General features: G+C 63.0%; 14 protein-coding genes, 2 rRNA genes and 1 riboswitch (1 of these 17 only partly in view). Of the genes, 8 read left to right on the top strand and 8 right to left on the bottom strand.

The window, feature by feature from the left end; all coding sequences use genetic code 11:
* The 4 genes from GCU53_RS00620 to nudC all read left to right on the top strand — a co-directional run.
* Positions 1–1,950 (top strand): 23S ribosomal RNA (locus GCU53_RS00620) (it extends 942 nt beyond the left edge of the window).
* Between the two features lie 156 nt (positions 1,951–2,106).
* Positions 2,107–2,222 (top strand): 5S ribosomal RNA (rrf, locus tag GCU53_RS00625).
* A gap of 311 nt (positions 2,223–2,533) precedes the next feature.
* A complete protein-coding gene (locus tag GCU53_RS00635; RefSeq protein WP_167520007.1) occupies positions 2,534–4,186 on the top strand; it encodes a FimL-related protein in 1,653 nt (550 codons plus the stop codon).
* Between the two features lie 144 nt (positions 4,187–4,330).
* Entirely contained in the window at positions 4,331–5,164 is an 834-nt protein-coding gene (gene nudC / locus GCU53_RS00640; protein ID WP_152389735.1) for an NAD(+) diphosphatase, read from the top strand.
* 65 nt (positions 5,165–5,229) lie between these two features.
* Here nudC and GCU53_RS00645 read toward each other — a convergent pair whose 3' ends face one another.
* Complete coding sequence (locus GCU53_RS00645; RefSeq protein ID WP_152385911.1) at positions 5,230–5,544, bottom strand: SCP2 sterol-binding domain-containing protein; 315 nt, start codon at positions 5,542–5,544, stop codon at positions 5,230–5,232.
* Between the two features lie 54 nt (positions 5,545–5,598).
* A complete protein-coding gene (locus GCU53_RS00650) occupies positions 5,599–6,309 on the bottom strand; it encodes a histidine phosphatase family protein (protein ID WP_152385912.1) in 711 nt (236 codons plus the stop codon).
* 202 nt (positions 6,310–6,511) lie between these two features.
* On the opposite strand from GCU53_RS00650, the gene sohB reads away from it, so the two are divergent.
* On the top strand, positions 6,512–7,534 hold the full coding sequence (gene sohB, locus GCU53_RS00655) for a protease SohB (protein ID WP_167520104.1): 1,023 nt from the start codon (positions 6,512–6,514) through the stop codon (positions 7,532–7,534).
* Positions 7,535–7,556: 22 nt separating this feature from the next.
* Here the strand turns inward: sohB and GCU53_RS00660 are convergent, their stop codons facing one another.
* The 5 genes from GCU53_RS00660 to cfa form a co-directional block, all read right to left on the bottom strand.
* Positions 7,557–8,597, bottom strand: a complete 1,041-nt coding sequence (locus GCU53_RS00660; protein WP_152385914.1) for an IS630 family transposase — start codon at positions 8,595–8,597, stop codon at positions 7,557–7,559.
* A gap of 90 nt (positions 8,598–8,687) precedes the next feature.
* A complete protein-coding gene (locus tag GCU53_RS00665; protein ID WP_152385915.1) occupies positions 8,688–9,185 on the bottom strand; it encodes a DUF934 domain-containing protein in 498 nt (165 codons plus the stop codon).
* Entirely contained in the window at positions 9,169–10,827 is a 1,659-nt protein-coding gene (locus tag GCU53_RS00670; RefSeq protein WP_152385916.1) for a nitrite/sulfite reductase, read from the bottom strand. The genes GCU53_RS00665 and GCU53_RS00670 overlap by 17 nt, the downstream gene beginning before the upstream one ends.
* A gap of 220 nt (positions 10,828–11,047) precedes the next feature.
* Positions 11,048–11,269 carry a DUF2970 domain-containing protein gene (locus GCU53_RS00675; RefSeq protein ID WP_152385917.1) on the bottom strand — a complete coding sequence of 74 codons (222 nt, stop codon included), beginning with the start codon at positions 11,267–11,269 and terminating at the stop codon, positions 11,048–11,050.
* Positions 11,270–11,282: 13 nt separating this feature from the next.
* On the bottom strand, positions 11,283–12,446 hold the full coding sequence (gene cfa / locus GCU53_RS00680; protein WP_152385918.1) for a cyclopropane fatty acyl phospholipid synthase: 1,164 nt from the start codon (positions 12,444–12,446) through the stop codon (positions 11,283–11,285).
* A gap of 286 nt (positions 12,447–12,732) precedes the next feature.
* A riboswitch (cobalamin riboswitch) is annotated at positions 12,733–12,866 on the top strand.
* 105 nt (positions 12,867–12,971) lie between these two features.
* Between cfa and GCU53_RS00685 the strand changes: the two genes are divergently transcribed.
* Genes GCU53_RS00685 through GCU53_RS00695 form a run of 3 tightly spaced genes read left to right on the top strand, consistent with a single transcriptional unit; the run spans position 12,972 to position 18,018 of the window.
* On the top strand, positions 12,972–17,270 hold the full coding sequence (locus GCU53_RS00685) for a cobaltochelatase subunit CobN (RefSeq protein WP_244306960.1): 4,299 nt from the start codon (positions 12,972–12,974) through the stop codon (positions 17,268–17,270).
* A 2-nt stretch (positions 17,271–17,272) separates the two neighbouring features.
* Positions 17,273–17,725: a MotA/TolQ/ExbB proton channel family protein gene (locus GCU53_RS00690; protein ID WP_152385919.1), complete on the top strand. Its 453-nt coding sequence runs from the start codon at positions 17,273–17,275 to the stop codon at positions 17,723–17,725.
* A complete protein-coding gene (locus GCU53_RS00695) occupies positions 17,722–18,018 on the top strand; it encodes a DUF2149 domain-containing protein (RefSeq protein ID WP_039804382.1) in 297 nt (98 codons plus the stop codon). The genes GCU53_RS00690 and GCU53_RS00695 overlap by 4 nt, the downstream gene beginning before the upstream one ends.
* Before the next feature lie 52 nt (positions 18,019–18,070).
* Here the strand turns inward: GCU53_RS00695 and GCU53_RS00700 are convergent, their stop codons facing one another.
* Positions 18,071–19,213 (bottom strand): lactonase family protein, encoded by a 1,143-nt coding sequence (locus tag GCU53_RS00700; protein ID WP_208845399.1) that lies wholly within the window; start codon positions 19,211–19,213, stop codon positions 18,071–18,073.
* Positions 19,214–19,317 lie beyond the last annotated feature (104 nt).

The raw sequence follows: 19,317 nt of genomic DNA on the forward strand, positions 1-19,317 counted from the left end.
GGTGCTAACGTCCGTCGTGAAAAGGGAAACAACCCAGACCGTCAGCTAAGGTCCCAAAGTCCTGGTTAAGTGGGAAACGATGTGGGAAGGCTTAGACAGCTAGGAGGTTGGCTTAGAAGCAGCCACCCTTTAAAGAAAGCGTAATAGCTCACTAGTCGAGTCGGCCTGCGCGGAAGATGTAACGGGGCTCAAACCAGGCACCGAAGCTACGGGTGCATCGCAAGATGCGCGGTAGAGGAGCGTTCTGTAAGCCTGTGAAGGTCAGTCGAGAGGCTGGCTGGAGGTATCAGAAGTGCGAATGCTGACATGAGTAACGACAATGGGTGTGAAAAACACCCACGCCGAAAGACCAAGGGTTCCTGCGCAACGTTAATCGACGCAGGGTGAGTCGACCCCTAAGGCGAGGCTGAAGAGCGTAGTCGATGGGAAACGGGTTAATATTCCCGTACTTCTGGTTACTGCGATGGGGGGACGGAGAAGGCTAGGCCAGCTTGGCGTTGGTTGTCCAAGTTTAAGGTGGTAGGCCGATCACTCAGGCAAATCCGGGTGGTCAAGGCCGAGAGCTGATGACGAGCCTTCTTTTACGAAGGCGAAGTGGTTGATGCCCTGCTTCCAGGAAAAGCCTCTAAGCTTCAGGTAACCAGGAATCGTACCCCAAACCGACACAGGTGGTCGGGTAGAGAATACCAAGGCGCTTGAGAGAACTCGGGTGAAGGAACTAGGCAAAATGGCACCGTAACTTCGGGAGAAGGTGCGCCGGTGAGGGTGAAGGATTTACTCCGTAAGCCCATGCCGGTCGAAGATACCAGGCCGCTGCGACTGTTTATTAAAAACACAGCACTCTGCAAACACGAAAGTGGACGTATAGGGTGTGACGCCTGCCCGGTGCCGGAAGGTTAATTGATGGGGTTAGCGCAAGCGAAGCTCTTGATCGAAGCCCCGGTAAACGGCGGCCGTAACTATAACGGTCCTAAGGTAGCGAAATTCCTTGTCGGGTAAGTTCCGACCTGCACGAATGGCGTAACGATGGCGGCGCTGTCTCCACCCGAGACTCAGTGAAATTGAAATCGCTGTGAAGATGCAGTGTATCCGCGGCTAGACGGAAAGACCCCGTGAACCTTTACTGTAGCTTTGCACTGGACTTTGAGCCTGCTTGTGTAGGATAGGTGGGAGGCTTTGAAGTGGGGACGCTAGTTCCCATGGAGCCATCCTTGAAATACCACCCTGGCATGCTTGAGGTTCTAACTCTGGTCCGTCATCCGGATCGAGGACAGTGTATGGTGGGCAGTTTGACTGGGGCGGTCTCCTCCCAAAGAGTAACGGAGGAGTACGAAGGTGCGCTCAGACCGGTCGGAAATCGGTCGCAGAGTATAAAGGCAAAAGCGCGCTTGACTGCGAGACAGACACGTCGAGCAGGTACGAAAGTAGGTCTTAGTGATCCGGTGGTTCTGTATGGAAGGGCCATCGCTCAACGGATAAAAGGTACTCCGGGGATAACAGGCTGATACCGCCCAAGAGTTCATATCGACGGCGGTGTTTGGCACCTCGATGTCGGCTCATCACATCCTGGGGCTGAAGCCGGTCCCAAGGGTATGGCTGTTCGCCATTTAAAGTGGTACGCGAGCTGGGTTTAGAACGTCGTGAGACAGTTCGGTCCCTATCTGCCGTGGACGTTTGAGATTTGAGAGGGGCTGACCTTAGTACGAGAGGACCGGGTTGGACGAACCTCTGGTGTTCCGGTTGTCACGCCAGTGGCACTGCCGGGTAGCTATGTTCGGAAAAGATAACCGCTGAAAGCATCTAAGCGGGAAACTTGCCTCAAGATGAGATCTCACTGGAGCCTCGAGCTCCCTGAAGGGCCGTCGAAGACTACGACGTTGATAGGTGGGGTGTGTAAGCGCTGTGAGGCGTTGAGCTAACCCATACTAATTGCCCGTGAGGCTTGACCATATAACACCCAAACAATCTGCACGCAGCACGCTGCGGCAGCGGGTGGGGTCGAAGCCGACAGAACCGAAGATTCGCCTGAACCGCAAGAGCACCGCGACACCGATATCACATGCCCGATACGGGAGGGCGCCGCACAGCGACCTCCCCACCGAATTGCTTGACGACCATAGAGCGTTGGAACCACCTGATCCCATCCCGAACTCAGCAGTGAAACGACGCATCGCCGATGGTAGTGTGGGGCTTCCCCATGCGAGAGTAGGTCATCGTCAAGCGCCCTTTCCGAACCCCCGAGCCGTCATCCGGCTCGGGGGTTCTTGCTTGCGCCCCCGGACGCCCCGGCGGCGGCCGGGGGGGCGAAAGCAGGGCGTGGAGCGGGCACGGGCATGAGCCGCTTGCGCCGGCCGTCGACCCGAAGCCGTGTGCTGGGTCGCACTGTCCGGAGAGGGGAGTTGCTATAGTGGCATAGATTCAGTTGGATCTGGTTTTTACAGAAAAACCAAGTTCCAAGTGGATGCAAACAAATCGATGATGACTGTGTCGATAGAAGCTCACAAGGATTTAGCACGGGAGGTGCAATAAATTCATGGTCAATGCTATGTCTCTCGCTTTGGTGCGTGATGAGCTGTTCGCCACCATCGAGGAGGCCGAGCAGAGGCTCGAGCAGTTCATCGTCGAGCGCCAAAACAGCAGCCTTCTTCAGCAAATCGTTCTAGATCTACAGCAAGTACGCGGTATCCTCAGCCTCATTGAGCTAACCGGAGCCGAGTTGCTGGCCTTCGAGATACTTCAGCAAGCAATCGATATACCTGTAGGTATTGGAAAGAACCATGATAGCCGTCTAGCAGCTTTGAGCAATGCTTTATATATGTTGCGCAGGTATCTTGAGAGCGTGGATGTTCACCATCAAAATTTGCCAGAAATATTATTGCCTGCGATAAACGAATTGCGTCAGGCTGCAAGTTTGGCACCCCTCCCAGAGAGCCAATTCTTTAGTATTTGTCTTGATGTGGCTTCTCCTGCCTGCTCCTCTGTCGCGGCAGAAGGCCCAAGAGTCCAGGCTAATGAAGTGGCACGCTTGCGGCATATGTATCAAATTGGCCTGCTTGGTCTCATTCATGAGCACAGCTTGTCCGCTAGCTTGGGGCTTATGGCTCGTGCAATGTCGCGCTTGGAGAGGATCTTCATCAGCCAGCCTCAAGGCCGACTTTTCTGGATCTGCGCTGCAGCTCTTGAGGCTCAACTCGATGGTCGGCTGTTGCCCCGGAAGTCGCGAAAATATCTGTTTGCTCGTGTCGAGCGCGAGCTCAAGCAATCCTTGGCCTGTTCCAATTACGAGGCTCCTCCAAGCCTGCTGACAGAGCTGATTTATCTGGTCGCCTTGACGGAAAGCTGCGGTCCGCGTGTCACCGCGTTACGTGAGGTCTTCGGCTTCGAGAGATTGCCGTTTACCGATCAGCTTCTGGAAAAAGAATACAGGCGCCTGAAGGGGCCCGGCAGAGCGGTCATGCGTTCTTTATCTTCTGCCATTCGCGAGGAGTTGACTGGCATTAAGGACGCTATAGATCTCATCGAGCGTGGTTGCGGGCAGGAAGAGCATTTGCTCGGACTGCAAATCTCACTGGGTAAGCTGGCAAAAACGCTCACCATGGTTGGCCTCATTTCGGCTGGCAACCTTCTGCAGGGGCTGCTGCCAACGTTGCTAGGCTGGAGTTTGACACAGCCGCTCGATTCGCAATTTCTTTCTCGCTTGGCAGAGGCTCTATTGCACGTGGAGGGAGTGATTGCTGGCCTTGAATGTAGTGAGCGCTCCCTGCAGCCAGAGCAGGAGGCCGACTGCTTCGCCAGGCATCAATTAGCCGAAGCGCGAATCGTTGTTCTGGATGAGGCAAAAGCTAGTCTTGCGCTTGCCAAGCGGGCGATCACTGCCTACCTGGAGTCCCAAGGAGAAAGGATGCATTTGGTCAATGTACCGCTCAGTCTCGATGCAGTCCGTGGCGGACTCTGGTTTCTCGGGCTGGAGCGTGCGGCATCGCTGATTGGCGCCTGTGCCGAATACATACAGTTCCGGATGCTGGACTCTCAGCAAATACCTGCCGAGTCTATGCTTGATACCCTGGCTGATGCCTTGATCAGCTTGGAGTACTATCTGGAAGGTGGTACTCCAGACACTCAACTTCATGTTCTCGATTTGGCCAGTGAGACTCTGCGTGCTTTGACCTTGCCTGCTGTTGCCTGACTTGCGCTGTTTTCTCGTTTCCACGATCATCGGGTAGATTGCGTAAGCCCATGTGGCTGCTCTGTCATAGACTAGGTGTTAGTCCCTGATTTGGTGCCTGCAAGCCGACTTTCGAAGGGACAGGCAAGAGGATCCCTTCAAATGATGAGCCGGCGTCAGAGGCCTGGGATAATAGATGTTGAGCTTTCATCGGGAGGCTTGGCGCTAGCGCATTGCCGTCAGCATTTCCTGCTGGGTCCGCAAGGGCCGCTGTTTCCTTACCAACACCTGCAAGGGCAGGGCTTGCCAGTGCTTGTCGAGCACATGCTCGGCAGTTTCGATGGCAAGCCTGTTCGTCTGCTCGAGTTGGAAAGTACTGCTGAAGTGACAGGTTGTTGCTGGCAGACACTGCGACAGCTAATGCTGGAAAATGATTCCAAAACCTTTCAATTGCTCGGCTATGCCGCGCAGATCGGTACTTGGGCTCGCCAGCATCGCTTCTGTGGCAGCTGCGGAGCGCCGATGGCGCTGCTGCCGGGGGAGCGAGCGATGCATTGCGTCCATTGTGAAGAGCAATACTATCCACGCTTGTCGCCAAGCATGATTGTATTGATCACTCGCGGTGATGAGGTTCTCCTGGCTCGTTCACCCCGTTTTTCCACGGGTGTTTATAGCACCCTCGCAGGTTTTGTTGAGCCAGGTGAAAGTGTTGAACAGTGCGTAGTACGTGAGGTGCGCGAGGAGGTTGGCGTTGAAGTTCGTCACTTGAGATACATAGCCAGCCAATCCTGGCCTTTCCCTCACTCCCTGATGCTCGGGTTTCATGCCGAATATGCGGGTGGCGAAATCGTTCTTCAACCCGAAGAAATTGAAGACGCGCGTTGGTTCAATCTGACCGATCTACCCCCATTGCCCTCCAAGTATTCGATCGCCCGCTATTTGATCGAGCTTTATCGGGCGCAACGTCTTGAACTTGATGAGCCGCTTTTGCCAGGTTGAGCCGGAATTGCCGGATAGCTGGTTCCAACAGCCATCCGGCGGTAGAAGAGCATGGGGTCCTGGGCTCAGAACGGGAACAGCTCGCTCAATTTCATCGCCAGCTTCACATCACCCTCCGCGCGCAGCTTGCCGAACATAAAGGCTTGCATGCCGCCAATCTCGCCAGTGGTAATGCCTTTGAATGTCTTGCTGTCCATGACCAAAGTGACGTTGGGCTCGTCAGCGTCGCCATGGTGGACCTCGCAGGTACCGTCCTTGACCACCAGATAGTGGTTGTCGGCATCCTTGATGGTGAATTGGAACACTAGATCCAGGCCGGAGGCGGCATTAGGGTCAAACCTGGACTTCATGGTTTCGATGATGTCGGCAACAGAAGACATGTATTGCTCCTTTTCAAGGGGAGGAGTGTGTGCAGGTGGTGAAAGCTTCGGAATTCACAAATAAGTGATGAGTTCCGGTGTCTGCAGCGTTTCCAGGTGCGCATGGCTGTTGAAGGAGGCCAGGGTCACCTCATTACCTTCGAATCTTAACTGGCTGAAGGAGGTGTTGGCGATCTGCCAGGCGAGTTCGAAGGCTTTGTGGGCAGACAGACCAACGATCAGGTGAAGCAGGGTGATGATGGGGCCGCCAGATGTGAATACGGCAATGCGTGCCTGTGGCGCTGCGTCAGCCAACAGGCGATTGAGACCGTCCTGGACGCGTGCGCGAAAGCCGTCCCAGCTCTCCAATGTCTCTTTCTTGTGCCCGCCGGAAATCCACTGCTCAATGACTTGGCCGAACAGTCGCTGGAAGCTGCCCGGTTGGGACGCTGCCCGCTGCAGGGCCCGCTGCATGTCCTGGCGGGAGGGAAACAGGTCTGGAAGATGGGCCTCGAGCACGGCATTGATATTGATTTCATCAAAGGCCGGATCGGTTTCGATCATGGGGATCTGCATGCCGGCGAGATGCAGCTGTTCTAGCGTAGCGCTCGCGGTGTGCTGTTGGCGCTTGAGCGAGCCACTGATGCAGCGGTCGAAACCGACTCCCTGGCGGCCAAGATGGGCACCAAGTATTTCGGCCTGACGCCTGCCCAGAGGAGAAAGCACGTCGTAGTCCGGGGCGCCGAACGAGGCCTGTCCATGTCGAATCAGATAAATGCTGCCCACGTCCCTATCCTTGTGGTTATTGTTATTTTTCCGAGGTTAGGAGGGCGCCTCGAAGGCTGTCAATGGTAGATCTTGCGTCGTCCATGGAACGCTGCTTCCTTCTGTTGTGCTGGCCGGAGCATAACCCTCTCGGTATGCTTGAGCGCTTCGACAACGCCCGAAGCCGGGCGTTTTATGAGCGTTTCGAATCAAGGGGATGGCTGTGGAGTTTCTTCTCGATTATGCCGGCTTTCTGGCCAGAACCGTGACAGTAGTGGTGGCTGTTCTGGTGATCTTGGTCGCCATTGCAGTCTTGCGCAGCAGAAGCCGTCACAGGGGCGAAGGGCACCTTGAAGTGCACAAGCTCAATGACTTCTACAAATCCCTGCGGGACAGTCTGGAGCAGGTAGTGCTGGACAAGGACCGCCTCAAGGCCCGGCGCAAGGCGGAAGCCAAGGCCGAGAAGCAGGAGCGCAAGGAGGGCAAGGCGAAGTCTCGAGTCTTCGTGCTGGACTTCGATGGCGACATTCGGGCTTCCGCTACCGACAAGCTGCGTCATGAGGTGACTGCCGTGCTGAGCATGGCCAAGTCCGAGGACGAAGTGGTTTTGCGTCTGGAGAGCGGTGGGGGGTTGGTGCACAGCTATGGTCTGGCTGCTTCGCAGCTGGCCCGTATCCGTCAGGCGGGTGTGCCCTTGACCGTATGCGTCGACAAGGTGGCAGCCAGTGGTGGCTATATGATGGCTTGCATCGGCGGGCGAATTCTCTCCGCGCCCTTCGCTATTCTCGGCTCCATTGGTGTAGTGGCGCAGTTGCCCAACGTGCACCGGTTGCTGAAAAAGCATGATATCGATTTCGAAGTGCTCACTGCCGGAGAGTACAAGCGCACCCTGACGGTATTCGGTGAAAATACCGAGAAAGGCCGGGAGAAGTTCCAGGAGGATCTGGAAACTACCCATGAGCTGTTCAAGAGCTTCGTCGCCCGTTATCGGCCGCAGCTGTCCATCGACGCGATCGCCACCGGCGAGATCTGGCTCGGACAGAGCGCGCTGGAAAAGCAACTGGTCGACGAATTGATGACCAGCGATGAATACCTGGCAGGAAAGGCTGACGGTGCAGAGCTGTTTCAGCTGCATTATGCCGAGAAGAAGAGCCTGCCGGAGCGTTTCGGCCTGGGGGCCGCCCTGGCGCTGGACCGTGTTCTCCTAAGCTGGTGGGAGCGCCTGAGTCGGAGCCGTTACCAGTGAACTATTAATCAGGCCCTTAAATTCACGCCATGGCATAGCGTGCTGCAGGATGCTGGAAATAGGCCATGACCTTGTCGGGCAAGCTGCCGAGTGTGTTCATGAAAGCCATCGCCTTGTCCAGCAGGCTGGCCTTGTCATGGCTGACCGGGCCGCTGCGCAGCGCCGTCTTGAAATCCCGATTCAGGTACTCGTCGGGATTGGACTCGGGCGCATAGGGTGGTAGGAACACCAGTTCGATCCTGTCCTGCTTGTCACTGAGCCACTCGCTGACCACCTTGGCATGGTGGACGCGCAGGTTATCGACCACCAGGAAGATCTTCTGCGGTGTCCCTTCAACGAGGCGGCTCAGGAAGTCGATGAAACGCAGCGCGTTGATACTGCCTTCGACGATCTGGAAGGCCACCTCGCCACGGGGCGAAATTGCGGAGATCATCGACAGCTTGTGCCAGCGAGTGGGCGTCGCCAGCACTGGCGTCTGGCCCCTGGGGGCGTAGCCGCGTATCCAGTTCGCATCCTCCTTGACTGCGGTTTCGTCCCCCCAGTGAATCACCGCTCCTTCGGCAGCGGCGCGCGCCTTGACCTGGGGGTAGGTCTGCTTCAGCCAGCGCTCGATGTCCTCCGGCCGCTGCTCCTGCGCCCGCTTCACGGGACGCTGAGGCGTAAACCCCCAGCGCTTGAGATACTTGCCGATCAACCGGTCCTGCAGCTCGATCCCGAGGCGTTCCCTGGCCAGCGCCTTGATGGCCGGGCGCGTCCACAGGGCAAACGGCAACTGCAGCTGCTGCGGGGGTTGCTCGACGATTTGCTCGCGCAGCCACTGCTCGTCGGCCGGCGTCAGCTTGCGGCAGGCGCCCGCCGGGCGCCCCCGACGCTTTTCCTCCAGGGCTTGCGCGCCCTCGCGGTTGGCACGGGTCAGCCAAGTCTTGATGGTGGTCGGATGCACACCGGTGACCGAGGCCAACTCCTCGACTTTCATGTTGGACTGCTGGCGCAGGCGAATCACTATCTGGCGAAGCAGCTTGCGACTCTCTGCGGTCAGTTTGCGGGCGTCGATCTTTTCCATGCCTGAAGTCTAACTAGACGTCTATTTAAGGGCCACCTTAATAAAAGAGGGAGCCCCGCCAAGCGGGGCTCACTTTTGCGTGGGTGAGTCTCAGCCTTGGCGGCGGCGAAACAGCGGAGTCTGGTCGACGGCGCCCTGATAGCAGACCGAGAAGTCCTGCAGGCTCTGCAGGGCATCGTGGGGATCGCGGTCCGCGCGGATAGCGAAGGCATCAAAGCCACAGCGCTGCATGAAGAACAACTGGTCGCGCAGCACGTCGCCGATGGCGCGGATCTCGCCCTGATAGCCATAGCGCTCGCGCAGCAGGCGGGCGCTCGAATAGTGGCGGCCGTCGGTGAAACTGGGGAAATTCAGGGCGATGACCTTGAAGTTGCCAAGCTCGTCGGCGATTTCCTCCACTTCCTCGTCGCTGTCCAGCCATACGCCAAGGCCACCGTCGCGGACCTTCAGGGCGTGGGCATGCTCGCGCCACAGTGCCAGGGGAACGATCAGATCGTCGGAGTTGGACAGGCCATCGAGTGTGGCGTCCTTGTCGAGCAGATGCCAGGTTTCGTCGATCACCTGGCCGTTTTTAATGATTCGCTGCATAAACGCGCTCCTTGAACGGTTCGATGCCGATGCGGCGGAAGGTATCGATGAAACGCTCGTCCTCGACGCGCTTTTCCACATAGACGGTGATGATCTTCTCGATCACCGCGGCCATTTCCTCTTGGGCGAAGGACGGGCCGAGGATCTGTCCCAGGCTGGCGTCACGGCTGGCGCTGCCGCCGAGGGATACCTGATAGAACTCCGCGCCCTTCTTGTCCACGCCGAGGATGCCGATGTGGCCGACATGGTGATGGCCGCAGGCATTCATGCAGCCGGAAATGTTTAGATCGATCTCGCCGATGTCGAACAGATAGTCGAGATCATCGAAGCGGCGCTGGATGGCCTCGGCGATCGGAATCGACTTGGCATTGGCCAGCGAACAGTAATCGCCGCCGGGGCAGCAAATGATGTCGGTCAGGAGGCCAACGTTCGGCGTGGCGAAACCCAGCTCACGCAGTTCGCCCCACAGCTCGAACAGACGGGCCTGCTCGACGTCGGCCAGGATGATGTTCTGCTCGTGGGAGTTGCGCACCTCTCCGAAGCTGTAGCGGTCGGCCAGGTCGGCGAGGGCGTCCAGCTGCTTGTCAGTGATGTCGCCCGGGGCGGTGCCGGTGGGTTTCAGCGACAGGGTCACGGCAGCATAGCCCGGCTTCTTGTGCGCGAACACGTTGCGAGTACGCCAGCGGGCGAAGCCCGGATGCTCGACGTCGAGGCGAGCGAGGGCAATCTCTTGGTCTTCGAGGGAGCGGTAGGCCGGATCGACGAAGCAGCGGCCGATGCGCTCGACCTCCGCCTCGGTAAGGGTAGCCGGACCGTCCTTGAGATGCATCCATTCGGCATTGACCCGCTCGGCAAACACTTCGGGGGTCAGTGCCTTGACGAGGATCTTGATGCGCGCCTTGAACTTGTTGTCACGACGGCCATAGCGGTTGTAGACCCGCAGCACGGCATCCAGATAGGTGAGCAGGTGCTGCCAGGGCAGGAACTCGTTGATGAAGCTGCCGACGATAGGCGTCCGGCCCAGGCCGCCACCCACGGAGACGCGGAAGCCCAGTTCGCCGGCACTGTTGCGCACGGCCTCCAGGCCGATGTCGTGCACCTCGATGGCCGCACGGTCGTTCACCGCGCCGTTGACGGCGATCTTGAACTTGCGCGGCAGGAAGGCGAATTCCGGGTGAAAGGTGGACCACTGGCGGATGATCTCGCACCAGGGGCGCGGGTCTACCAGTTCGTCACGGGCAACACCGGCGAACTGGTCGGTCGTGGTATTGCGGATGCAGTTGCCGCTGGTCTGGATCGCGTGCATCTGCACCGTCGCCAGTTCGGCGAGGATCTCCGGGACGTCCTCCAGCTCCGGCCAGTTGAACTGCACGTTCTGCCGGGTACTGATATGGGCATAGCCCTTGTCGTAGTCGCGGGCGATCTGGGCCAGCTTGCGCAGTTGGCGGGAGGAGAGCAGTCCGTAGGGAACGGCCACGCGCAGCATGGGTGCATAGCGCTGGATGTACAGGCCGTTCTGCAGGCGCAGCGGACGGAATTCCTCTTCGCTCAGCTCGCCGGCCAGGTAGCGGCGGGTCTGGTCGCGAAACTGGCGGACCCGGTCCTCGATGATATGTTGATCGTACTGGTCGTATACGTACATGAAGTGTCCTGTCGGTCAGGCTGCTTACTGCTTTTTTCTGCGCGCACGGCCGCGCACCGCTTTCGGAGAAGCGGGCCACGATAACAGTTCAGGGTTATACGTAAAAGTAATGTTTTTCTATATAGCTAGGTTTTTTTGTTATTGAAAGGTGGAGCGCGAGTACTCCGAGGTGCATCTTCGGCCTGAAGCCGCTTCTGTATGAAGCGAGAAAGGGGGGCATTCAGGACTGGACCAGATGCAGGATCAGCTTGACCACGCCGACCAGGGCCAGCACGAACAGGGCGGTGAAGCCGATGCCGAGTAGAATGAAGTGGCTGGGTTTGCCCCGGGAGAAATCCCGTGTCCGGTTCTTGCCGCTCTGCACGCCGAGAGCGGCGGCCAGCACGCTGTGCAGCATCTGCCGGAAGGTCAGGGGCTTGTCGTCGTCGCGATCATCGTCCATGGGGCCCTCCGCTTCAGAACGGCGGGCGCCGATAGCCGCCCGACACGCCGTTCTTCGACAACACGTACTGCCAGAGCTGGATGTCCCGGGCGCGGAAGGCGCCCGCGCAGGACAGCAGGTAGTAGCGCCACATGCGCCGGAACCGTTCGCCCAATTCGGCGGCGAAGCGCGGCCAGGCCGCCTCGAAGTTGGCATGCCAGGCCATCAGGGTCTTGTCGTAGTCCGCGCCGAAATTGTGCAGGTCCTCGAGCACGAACAGCCCATCCAGCGCATCGCCGATCTGTCCGAGGGAGGGCAGGTCGCCATTGGGGAAGATATAGCGGTCGATCCACGGATCGGGTGTCGAGTGTCGTTGGTTCTTGCCGATGGTATGTAGGAGGAGCAGGCCGTCATCGGCCAGGCAGCGCGCGGCGACCTCGAAGAAGTGGCGGTGGTTCTTGCGTCCCACGTGCTCGAACATGCCGACGCTGACGATACGGTCGAAGCGTCCCTGGATCTCGCGGTAGTCCTGCAGGCGAAACTCCACGGGCAGGCTGGCGTAGCGCTCCCGGGCCCAGGCCTGCTGCTCCCGGGAGATCGTCACCCCGACGCACTGCACGCCATATCGCTCCGCGGCATAGCCCATGAAACTGCCCCAGCCACAACCGATGTCCAGCACGCGCATGCCCCGCTCCAGACCGAGCTTGCGGCAGATCAGCTCGAGCTTGGCCTCCTGGGCCCCGGCCAGGTTGGTGGCGCTTTTCCAGTAGCCGCAGGTGTAGGTCATGCGCGTATCGAGCATGGCCTCGTAGAAGTCGTTGCCTAGGTCGTAATGAGTCTCGCCGACCTTCCAGGCGCGCCGGCGGTTCTGCAGGTTGAGCAGGCGCGAGCGCAGCGCATGGAAGACCAGCCGAGCCGGCCTCACCTGCCGGTCGATGCCGGTGCGCAGGAGACGGAAGAAGAACTCGTCCAGCCGCTCCGCCTCCCAGGCACCCTCCATGTAGGCCTCGCCCAGCCCCAGGTTGCCCTGGGCGAAGACCCGTTCGGGCACGCCGCCGGCCTTGAGCTGCATGTCCCAGGGCCGGTTGCCGCCGATGCGGATGTCGGCCTGCTGCAGCAACTCGACCGTCAGGCGATGCAGCCCGGAGTCCTGGGAGAGGTAGTCGGACCCTGCGTTGAATGTGAATTCTCTGCTCATGGTTGTCCCGTCCTTGCCTGGCTCTGGCGGAGCAGTTCCGAGTGGCACCTCGAAATCTGCCGGCTATCGGCCGAGGCAACGCGCCCACGCAAAGTCAGATTAGGCAGGGACTTGCAGGACGGCCAATAATCCGTAGCAAAGGCCCTGGAAAACCGCCAGCGGGACGGCTTTGCCAGCGCTTCTGGCACTGGCCGATGCCCGTCTCTCCAGCCTGGTATCCCTTGAGGCGCTGCCCTTGCCCAGGCGCTGTCCGCCGCGTAAGGTGGCGCCCCTGCCGGCCGTTGGCCGGCGACATGGAGAGCGCGGTGCCCGGATCAAGGTCCGGGGTAAATGGGAAGTCAGTCCATGCTGACGCTGCCCCCGCAACGGTAGGGCCGTTCCACGGCCGAGCCCGACACCAGCCCGTTCTTCCGAAGCAGGTCGCGGTGGGCGGCCATGCGGCCGCCAGCTGTGGTCGTTCCGGTGCCTTGCCGCCGATGCTGCGTCCGTTTCGCGTGCCCACCGCCTTTCGATCCGGAATTGGGCATGCCATCTCTACTTTTCCTTCGCCGCTTCGGCCTGGTTCTGCTGCTCGGGCTGCTCGCTCCCTGGGCTTCGGCAGCGCAACTGAACGCCATCGTTTCCCGCTACAGCGCCGCCGAGTTCGCCGGTGCGGTTGCACAGTTCCAGCGAGACAATCCGCAGTGGCGGATCAGCGCACGCACTCCGGAACAACTTGCCGAACTCGATGAGCCGGCTCTGCGCGCCTGGCTGGGCGAGGCCCGGGCGCTGCTCGGCGTCGGTCTGTTCGGCGCCGAGGTGGAGCGCCTGGGGCCGCTGCTCGGCCAGGTCGCGCCGGCGGACAGCTTCCTCATGCACAGCGAACATGCCCTGGTGCAGCTCAGTCGCAGCCGCGGGCAGCCGCTGTTCGGTTCGCGCGAGACGGTCGAGGCCCTGGGCCGGCTGCGCCCGCAGGGCGAGCTGGCCGGCTGGATCGCCCGCCAGCAGGCCGAACATCCGCACCAAGCCGACTGGATCGCCGCGCGCAGCTACTGGCAGGCCGGCGGCATCGACAACGTCGCCGGCCTGCTGGCCTGGCTGGCGGCCCGCCATGACCCGGATGTGAAGGTTCCGGCCGTGCAGGCGCGCCCGTCGCTGCGCTTCCAGCAGCATGGCGCGCTGCGCGGCGAGGACGAACTGACGTACTCCGGCGACGCGCTGGTCGCCGTGATCGACCACGGCCGCGCCGACCGCGCTGGCGACCGCGAGCTGAACGACGCCCTCTGCCAGCGCCTGGAAAGCCAGGGCCTTTCCTGCGTCAGCCTGTTCGCCGACTGGGGGCCGGGCTCGCTCGCGGCGGTGCGCTGGCTGAAGGAAGGACGGCACCCTCCGCTCGCCGCCATCGTCGTGCTGCAGGACTTCGTGGTCGGCGGCGGCGAGGGCCGCGAGGAGGTCACCGGGCTGTTCGAGCAGTTGAACGTGCCGGTGCTCAAGGGCCTGCGTCTGGAGGATCGCGACGAGACCGGCTGGCAGCTGTCCGGCGATGGCCTGGCGCGCGACAAGGTGCACTACCAGCTGGCCATGCCCGAACTGCAGGGCAGCAGTCAGGCCACGGTGCTGGCGGCCTGGCATGAGCGCCAGGAGGATCCGCGGTCGGGCATCCGTTTCGGCGTCGCCGCGCCGCTGCCGGACCAGCTCGACGCCTTCGCCGCGCGCATCCAGCGCTGGCGCGCCCTGCAGCAGAAGGCCAACGCCGACAAGCGCCTGGCCATCGTCTACTACAACCACCCGCCGGGCCGGCACAACATCGGCGCGGACAACCTCGACGTGCCGCAATCGCTGTTCGAGATCCTCACCCGGCTCAAGGCCGAGGGCTACGACACCGGCCCGCTGCCGGCCTCGCCCGAGGCGCTGCTCGATCTGCTGCAGGCGCGCGGCGTCAACCTGCCGGAACAGGGCGACGCCCTGGCGGCCATGGCGGACCAGGTGCAGAGCCTGAGCGCCGAGGATTACCGCCGCTGGTTCGCAACCTTGCCGGCGGCACTGCAGGCGGAGATGGTACAGGGACCGCTCGGCTACTGGCACGCCCAGCTGCGTCGCGCCCTGGACAGCGGCCGCAGCGAAATCGCCCGCGGCCTTTTCGAGAACGGCTCCGGCGAGCTGCATCACGTGCTGGACGGCGTGGCGCATCCGGCGCGCTCGCGCGCCCTGAACCTGCTGGCCCAGCTCGAAACCCTCTACCGCGCCGCCTTGGAGACGCCGGGACAGGCCGACTGGACGCAGGCCGAAGCGCTGGTGCAGGCGCTCGCCGCCACCGGCATCGAGGGGCTGCGCGGCTGGGGCGCGGCGCCGGGACGGGTGATGGTGCAGGGCGAGCGCCTGCTGCTGCCGGGCATCCGCTTCGGCAAGGTGTTCGTCGGTCCGCAGCCGCCGCGCGGCTGGGAAATCGACCAGGAACTGCTGCACGCCAACCTGGTGTTCCCGCCGCCGCACCAGTACCTGGCCTTCTACCACTGGCTGCGCGACGGCTTCCGCGCCGATGCGCTGATCCACCTCGGCCGGCATTCCACCTACGAGTTCCTGCCGCGCCGGCGCGCCGGGCTGAGCGACGAGGACTACCCGATGCAGGTGGTCGGCGACCTGCCGAGCATCTACCCCTACATCGTCGACGGCGTCGGCGAGGGCATCCAGGCCAAGCGCCGCGGCCTGGCGGTGATGATCGACCACCTGACCCCGCCGCTGGTGGCCACCCCGCTGTACGACGACCTGCTGCGCCTGCGCCAGCTGATCGAGAGCTTCGAGGCCGGCAGCGGGCAGGTGGACGGCCCGGCGCGGCGCGCGACCATCGCCGAGATCCGCCGGCTGATCGGCAGCTCCGGGCTGGAGCCGGAGCTGCGCCAGTCGATGGCCGAGCCGCTGGCGGCACGCGGCATCGGCTTCGAGCAGGCCGACGACGACCTGCTGGTGCACGAGCTCGGCCACTACCTGACCGCCATCCAGGAGCGCTTCATGCCCATGGGCCTGCACGTGTTCGGCAAGCCCTGGCGGCAGGAGGCGGTGGACACCCTGGTCAGGTCGATGGGCGAGGGCGGCGAGGCCTTCCGCCCGGCATTGGTCGACTCACCGCGGGCCGAGATGGCGGCGCTGCTGAATGCGCTGGGCGGCCGCTTCGTCGCCCCCGGCAAGGGCAACGATCCGATCCGCACCCCCGAGGCGCTGCCGACCGGGCGCAACTTCCACGCCCTCGACAGCAGCCTTCTGCCCAGCCGCATCGGCTGGCGCATCGGCAGCGAGATGGCGGCCAAGGCGCGGGTGCGACCGCTGCCGGCGGACGGCCGCGAGGCGGTGATCCTCTGGGCCTCGGACACGGTGCGCGACGAGGGTGCGATGATCGCCTTCGGCCTCGACCTGCTCGGCATCGAGCCGCAGTGGAACAGCCGCGGCATCGTCGAGGGCATCCGCCTGCGCGAGCTGGCGCCGGGCGAGCAGCGCCGCGACCTGCTGTTCACCACCTCCGGGCTGTTCCGCGACCTCTACGCCGACCAGCTGGCGCTGCTCGAGCGCGCCGTGCTGCTGGCGCTGAACGCCTCCGCCGAGCGCATCCGCCGCGACTACCCGGCCCTGCGCCCTGCGCTGGCCGAGGCGCTGGCGCCCTTGCAGGGCATGGGCGAGGGCGGCAGCGAGAGCCTGGACGACAACCGGGTGGCGGCGCACTGGGTGGAGGACGCCGCCGGGCGCCTCAAGACTGGGCTGTCTGCCGGCGAGGCCGGACGCCTGGCCGCGCTGCGCCTGTTCGGCGTGGCGCCCGGCGCCTACGGGGCCGGCATCAACCGCCTGGTCGAGCGCTCCGGCAGCTGGCAGGAGCGCGGCGAGCTGGCCCGCGCCTACGTCACCCGCATGGGCCACGCCTACGGCCTCGCCCGGCAGGGCGAGGCGGCGCAGGCGGCCTTCGCCGACAACCTCAAGCAGGTGCGGCGCACCTACCTGGGCCGCTCCAGCAACCTCTACGGGCTGATGGACAACAACGACGCTTTCGACTATCTCGGCGGCCTGAGCTTGGCGGTCGAGCAGCTTTCCGGGCAGGTGCCGGAGAACTTCGTTGCCTGGCACAACGATCCCGCCCAGGTGCGCCTGCAGCCGCTGGCGCAGGCGCTCCTGGCCGAGCTGCGCGGGCGCTTCCTCAACCCGGCCTGGATCGAGGCGCTGATGCGCCACGACTACGCCGGCGCGCGGACTATGGGCAGCGAGTTCCTCGAATACCTCTGGGGCTGGCAGGTGACCAATCCGGAGATCATCGGCGACAGCGCCTGGCAGGAGGTCAAGGCGGTGTACCTCGACGACCGCTACGAGCTCGGTCTGGCCGACTTCCTCGAACAGGGGCAGAACGTCCATGTGAAGAGCAACATGCTGGCGCTGATGCTGGTGGCGATCCACAAGGGCTTCTGGCAGGCGGACGCGGCCACCGTCCAGCAGCTCGGCGAGCAGTTCGCCCATCTGGTCGGTGCCCACGGCCTGCCGGGCAGCGGCCATACCCGGCCGGATCATCCGATGCTGCAGTGGCTGCTGCCGCAATTGCCGGCCGAGCTGCGCGCCGGCCTTGAAAGCCGCCTGCAGGCCGCGCAGCTGCCGGCGTCCGAGGCCCAGGTGCCGAGCACGCTCAGCGAGCTGCAGCCGGCGGAGCAGGACGGGACGCCCGAACAGGGCGCGCAGGCGCAGGCCGACAAGGGGGAAAGCCTGGCTCAGGCGGCGGATGAGCACCTCTGGCTGGCGCTGGCCGGCCTGGTGCTGCTGCTCGGCCTGGGGATCTGGCGCGGGCGTGGCCCGCGCGTTGCGAAAGGAGTGTGAGGATGCTGGACAGTGCGATCTTCGCCTGGATTCACCAACTGGTCGGCTGGCTGCTGGAGCCGGTGACCGTTGCCATGCTGGCGCTGCTGGCGCTGGCGATCTGGGACGTCGGCGTGGCCTGCGGCGAGCGCTTCGGTGGCCTGGCGCGCTGGCGCCTGCTGCCGGCGCCCGAGGTCGAGCGGCGCGCCCGGCGGCGCCTGGAGCGCTCCGACCTGATCGCCCGGCTGGGGCCGATCCTCGGCCTGATGGGCACCCTGATCCCGCTCGGCCCGGGCCTGGCGGCGCTCGGCGACGGCGACCTCAAGGTGCTCGGCGTGGCCATGCGGGTGGCCTTCGACGCCACCGTCATGGGCCTGCTCGGCGGCATGGCCGGCTTCGTCCTCGGCCGCCTGCGCCGGCGCTGGTACGACGAGCTGCTGGATGCCATGGAGCGCGAACGGGAGGGCGCCCGATGAGCCGCTGGCGATCGAGCCGTTTCGACGAGGTGGACACCGACCCGCTCGGCTCGGTGGCCAATCTGGTCGACCTGATGCTGGTGTTCGCCTGCGGCCTGCTGGTGGCCCTGGCCGCGCGCACCGACCTGCTCGCCCAGCTCAAGGCCGAGCGCCAGCCGGTGGCGGTGGAGCGTGGCCGCGAGCTGCCGCGCCTGCCGGATAGCCTTGACGGAGCCGCCGGCCAGGGGCTGGAGAGCGTCGGCCAGGTCTACCGCGACCCGCAGACCGGCAAGCTGATCCTGATCGGCAAATAGCCGGCGAGGCGCCGGCCAGGGTGCTGTTGTCCGTACATCCCGGCCGCATCCTTCAGGGGCTGGTGGCGAACTTCAGGTCGGACGGCGACGGGAAAGGCAGGGTCTGGGTGATCCTGCCCGCCTTGCCGGTGTCCGGGTCGCGTTCCATGACGATGATCGCGTTGCTGTTCTGGTTGGCGACCAGGATGAAGCGGCCGGTCGGATCGAAGGTGAATTCGCGTGGCTCCTCGCCCTGCACCGAATGGCGCGAAACCACGCTGAGTCGCCCGTCGTCCGGATCGATCCGCAAGACCACCAGCTCGTTGGCGGTGCCGCGGTTGGTCGCATACAGGAAACGACCGTCCGGCGAGACGTGCAGGGCGGCGGCCTTGTTCTGGCCCTGGAAGCCCTCGGCGGCGAGCGGGACGCTCTGCTTGAGGGTGAGCTTGCCGTCGGCATGATCGAAGACGGCGATCGTCCCCTGCATCTCCAGGGTCACGTAGGCCTGCCTACCGGTCGGGCCGAACACCAGGTGACGGGGCCCCGAGCCCTCGGGCAGCTCGACGAAGGGCTGCGCCTTGTCGGCGCTGAGCGGATGCTCGGGATGGGCCGCGGGGTCGTAACGGTAGACGTAGATCCTGTCGGCACCGAGGTCCTGGGCGAACACGTAGCGCCCGTCCGGCGACTCGACCGCCGAATGCACGTGGGGCGACTGTTGGCGCTCGGGGTGGGCCTGGCTGGCTCGATGGGTCTTGACCTGGCTGACCGGGTGGAGACGGCCGTCGGCATCCACCGGGATCACCACCAGGGTGCCGCCCGGATCGGCTTCCACCGAGTAGTTGGAGACGAACAGGTGCGTGCCGTCGCGGCTGACGCTGAGGTGCGTCGGTTCGGTGCCGAGCGACTTCACCTCGTTGATCTTTTCCAGGCTGCCCTTGGCCGGATCGACGCGGAAAGAAGTGACGCGGCCGATGATGTCGCGCTGGCCAGGACCGTTTTCATTGACCGCGAACAGATACTTGCGGTCCGGGGAGAAGGCCAGCCAGCTGGGGTTTTCCGTCTTCATCACCTGCAGCGGCTCGCTGGAGATGGTCCCGCTCCGGCTGTCGAAGCTGTGCACGTAGATGCCCTCGCTGGGGCCGGCGGTATAGCTGCCGATCCACAGCGGATAGGTGTTTTCCGCCGCCATGCCGGTGAAGGGGAGGGCTGCGAGCATGCAGACTGCAGCAGCACGCTGCGATGTTTTTTTGGTCATCTGGGATTCGCCTTGAAGGACTTGTTGTTGTGACCGGATCGCACGGCTGCCGCGGCCCCTGCCGG

Origin of the sequence: Azotobacter salinestris, assembly GCF_009363155.1 — a bacterium.
In the GTDB taxonomy this organism is placed as follows: domain Bacteria; phylum Pseudomonadota; class Gammaproteobacteria; order Pseudomonadales; family Pseudomonadaceae; genus Azotobacter; species Azotobacter salinestris.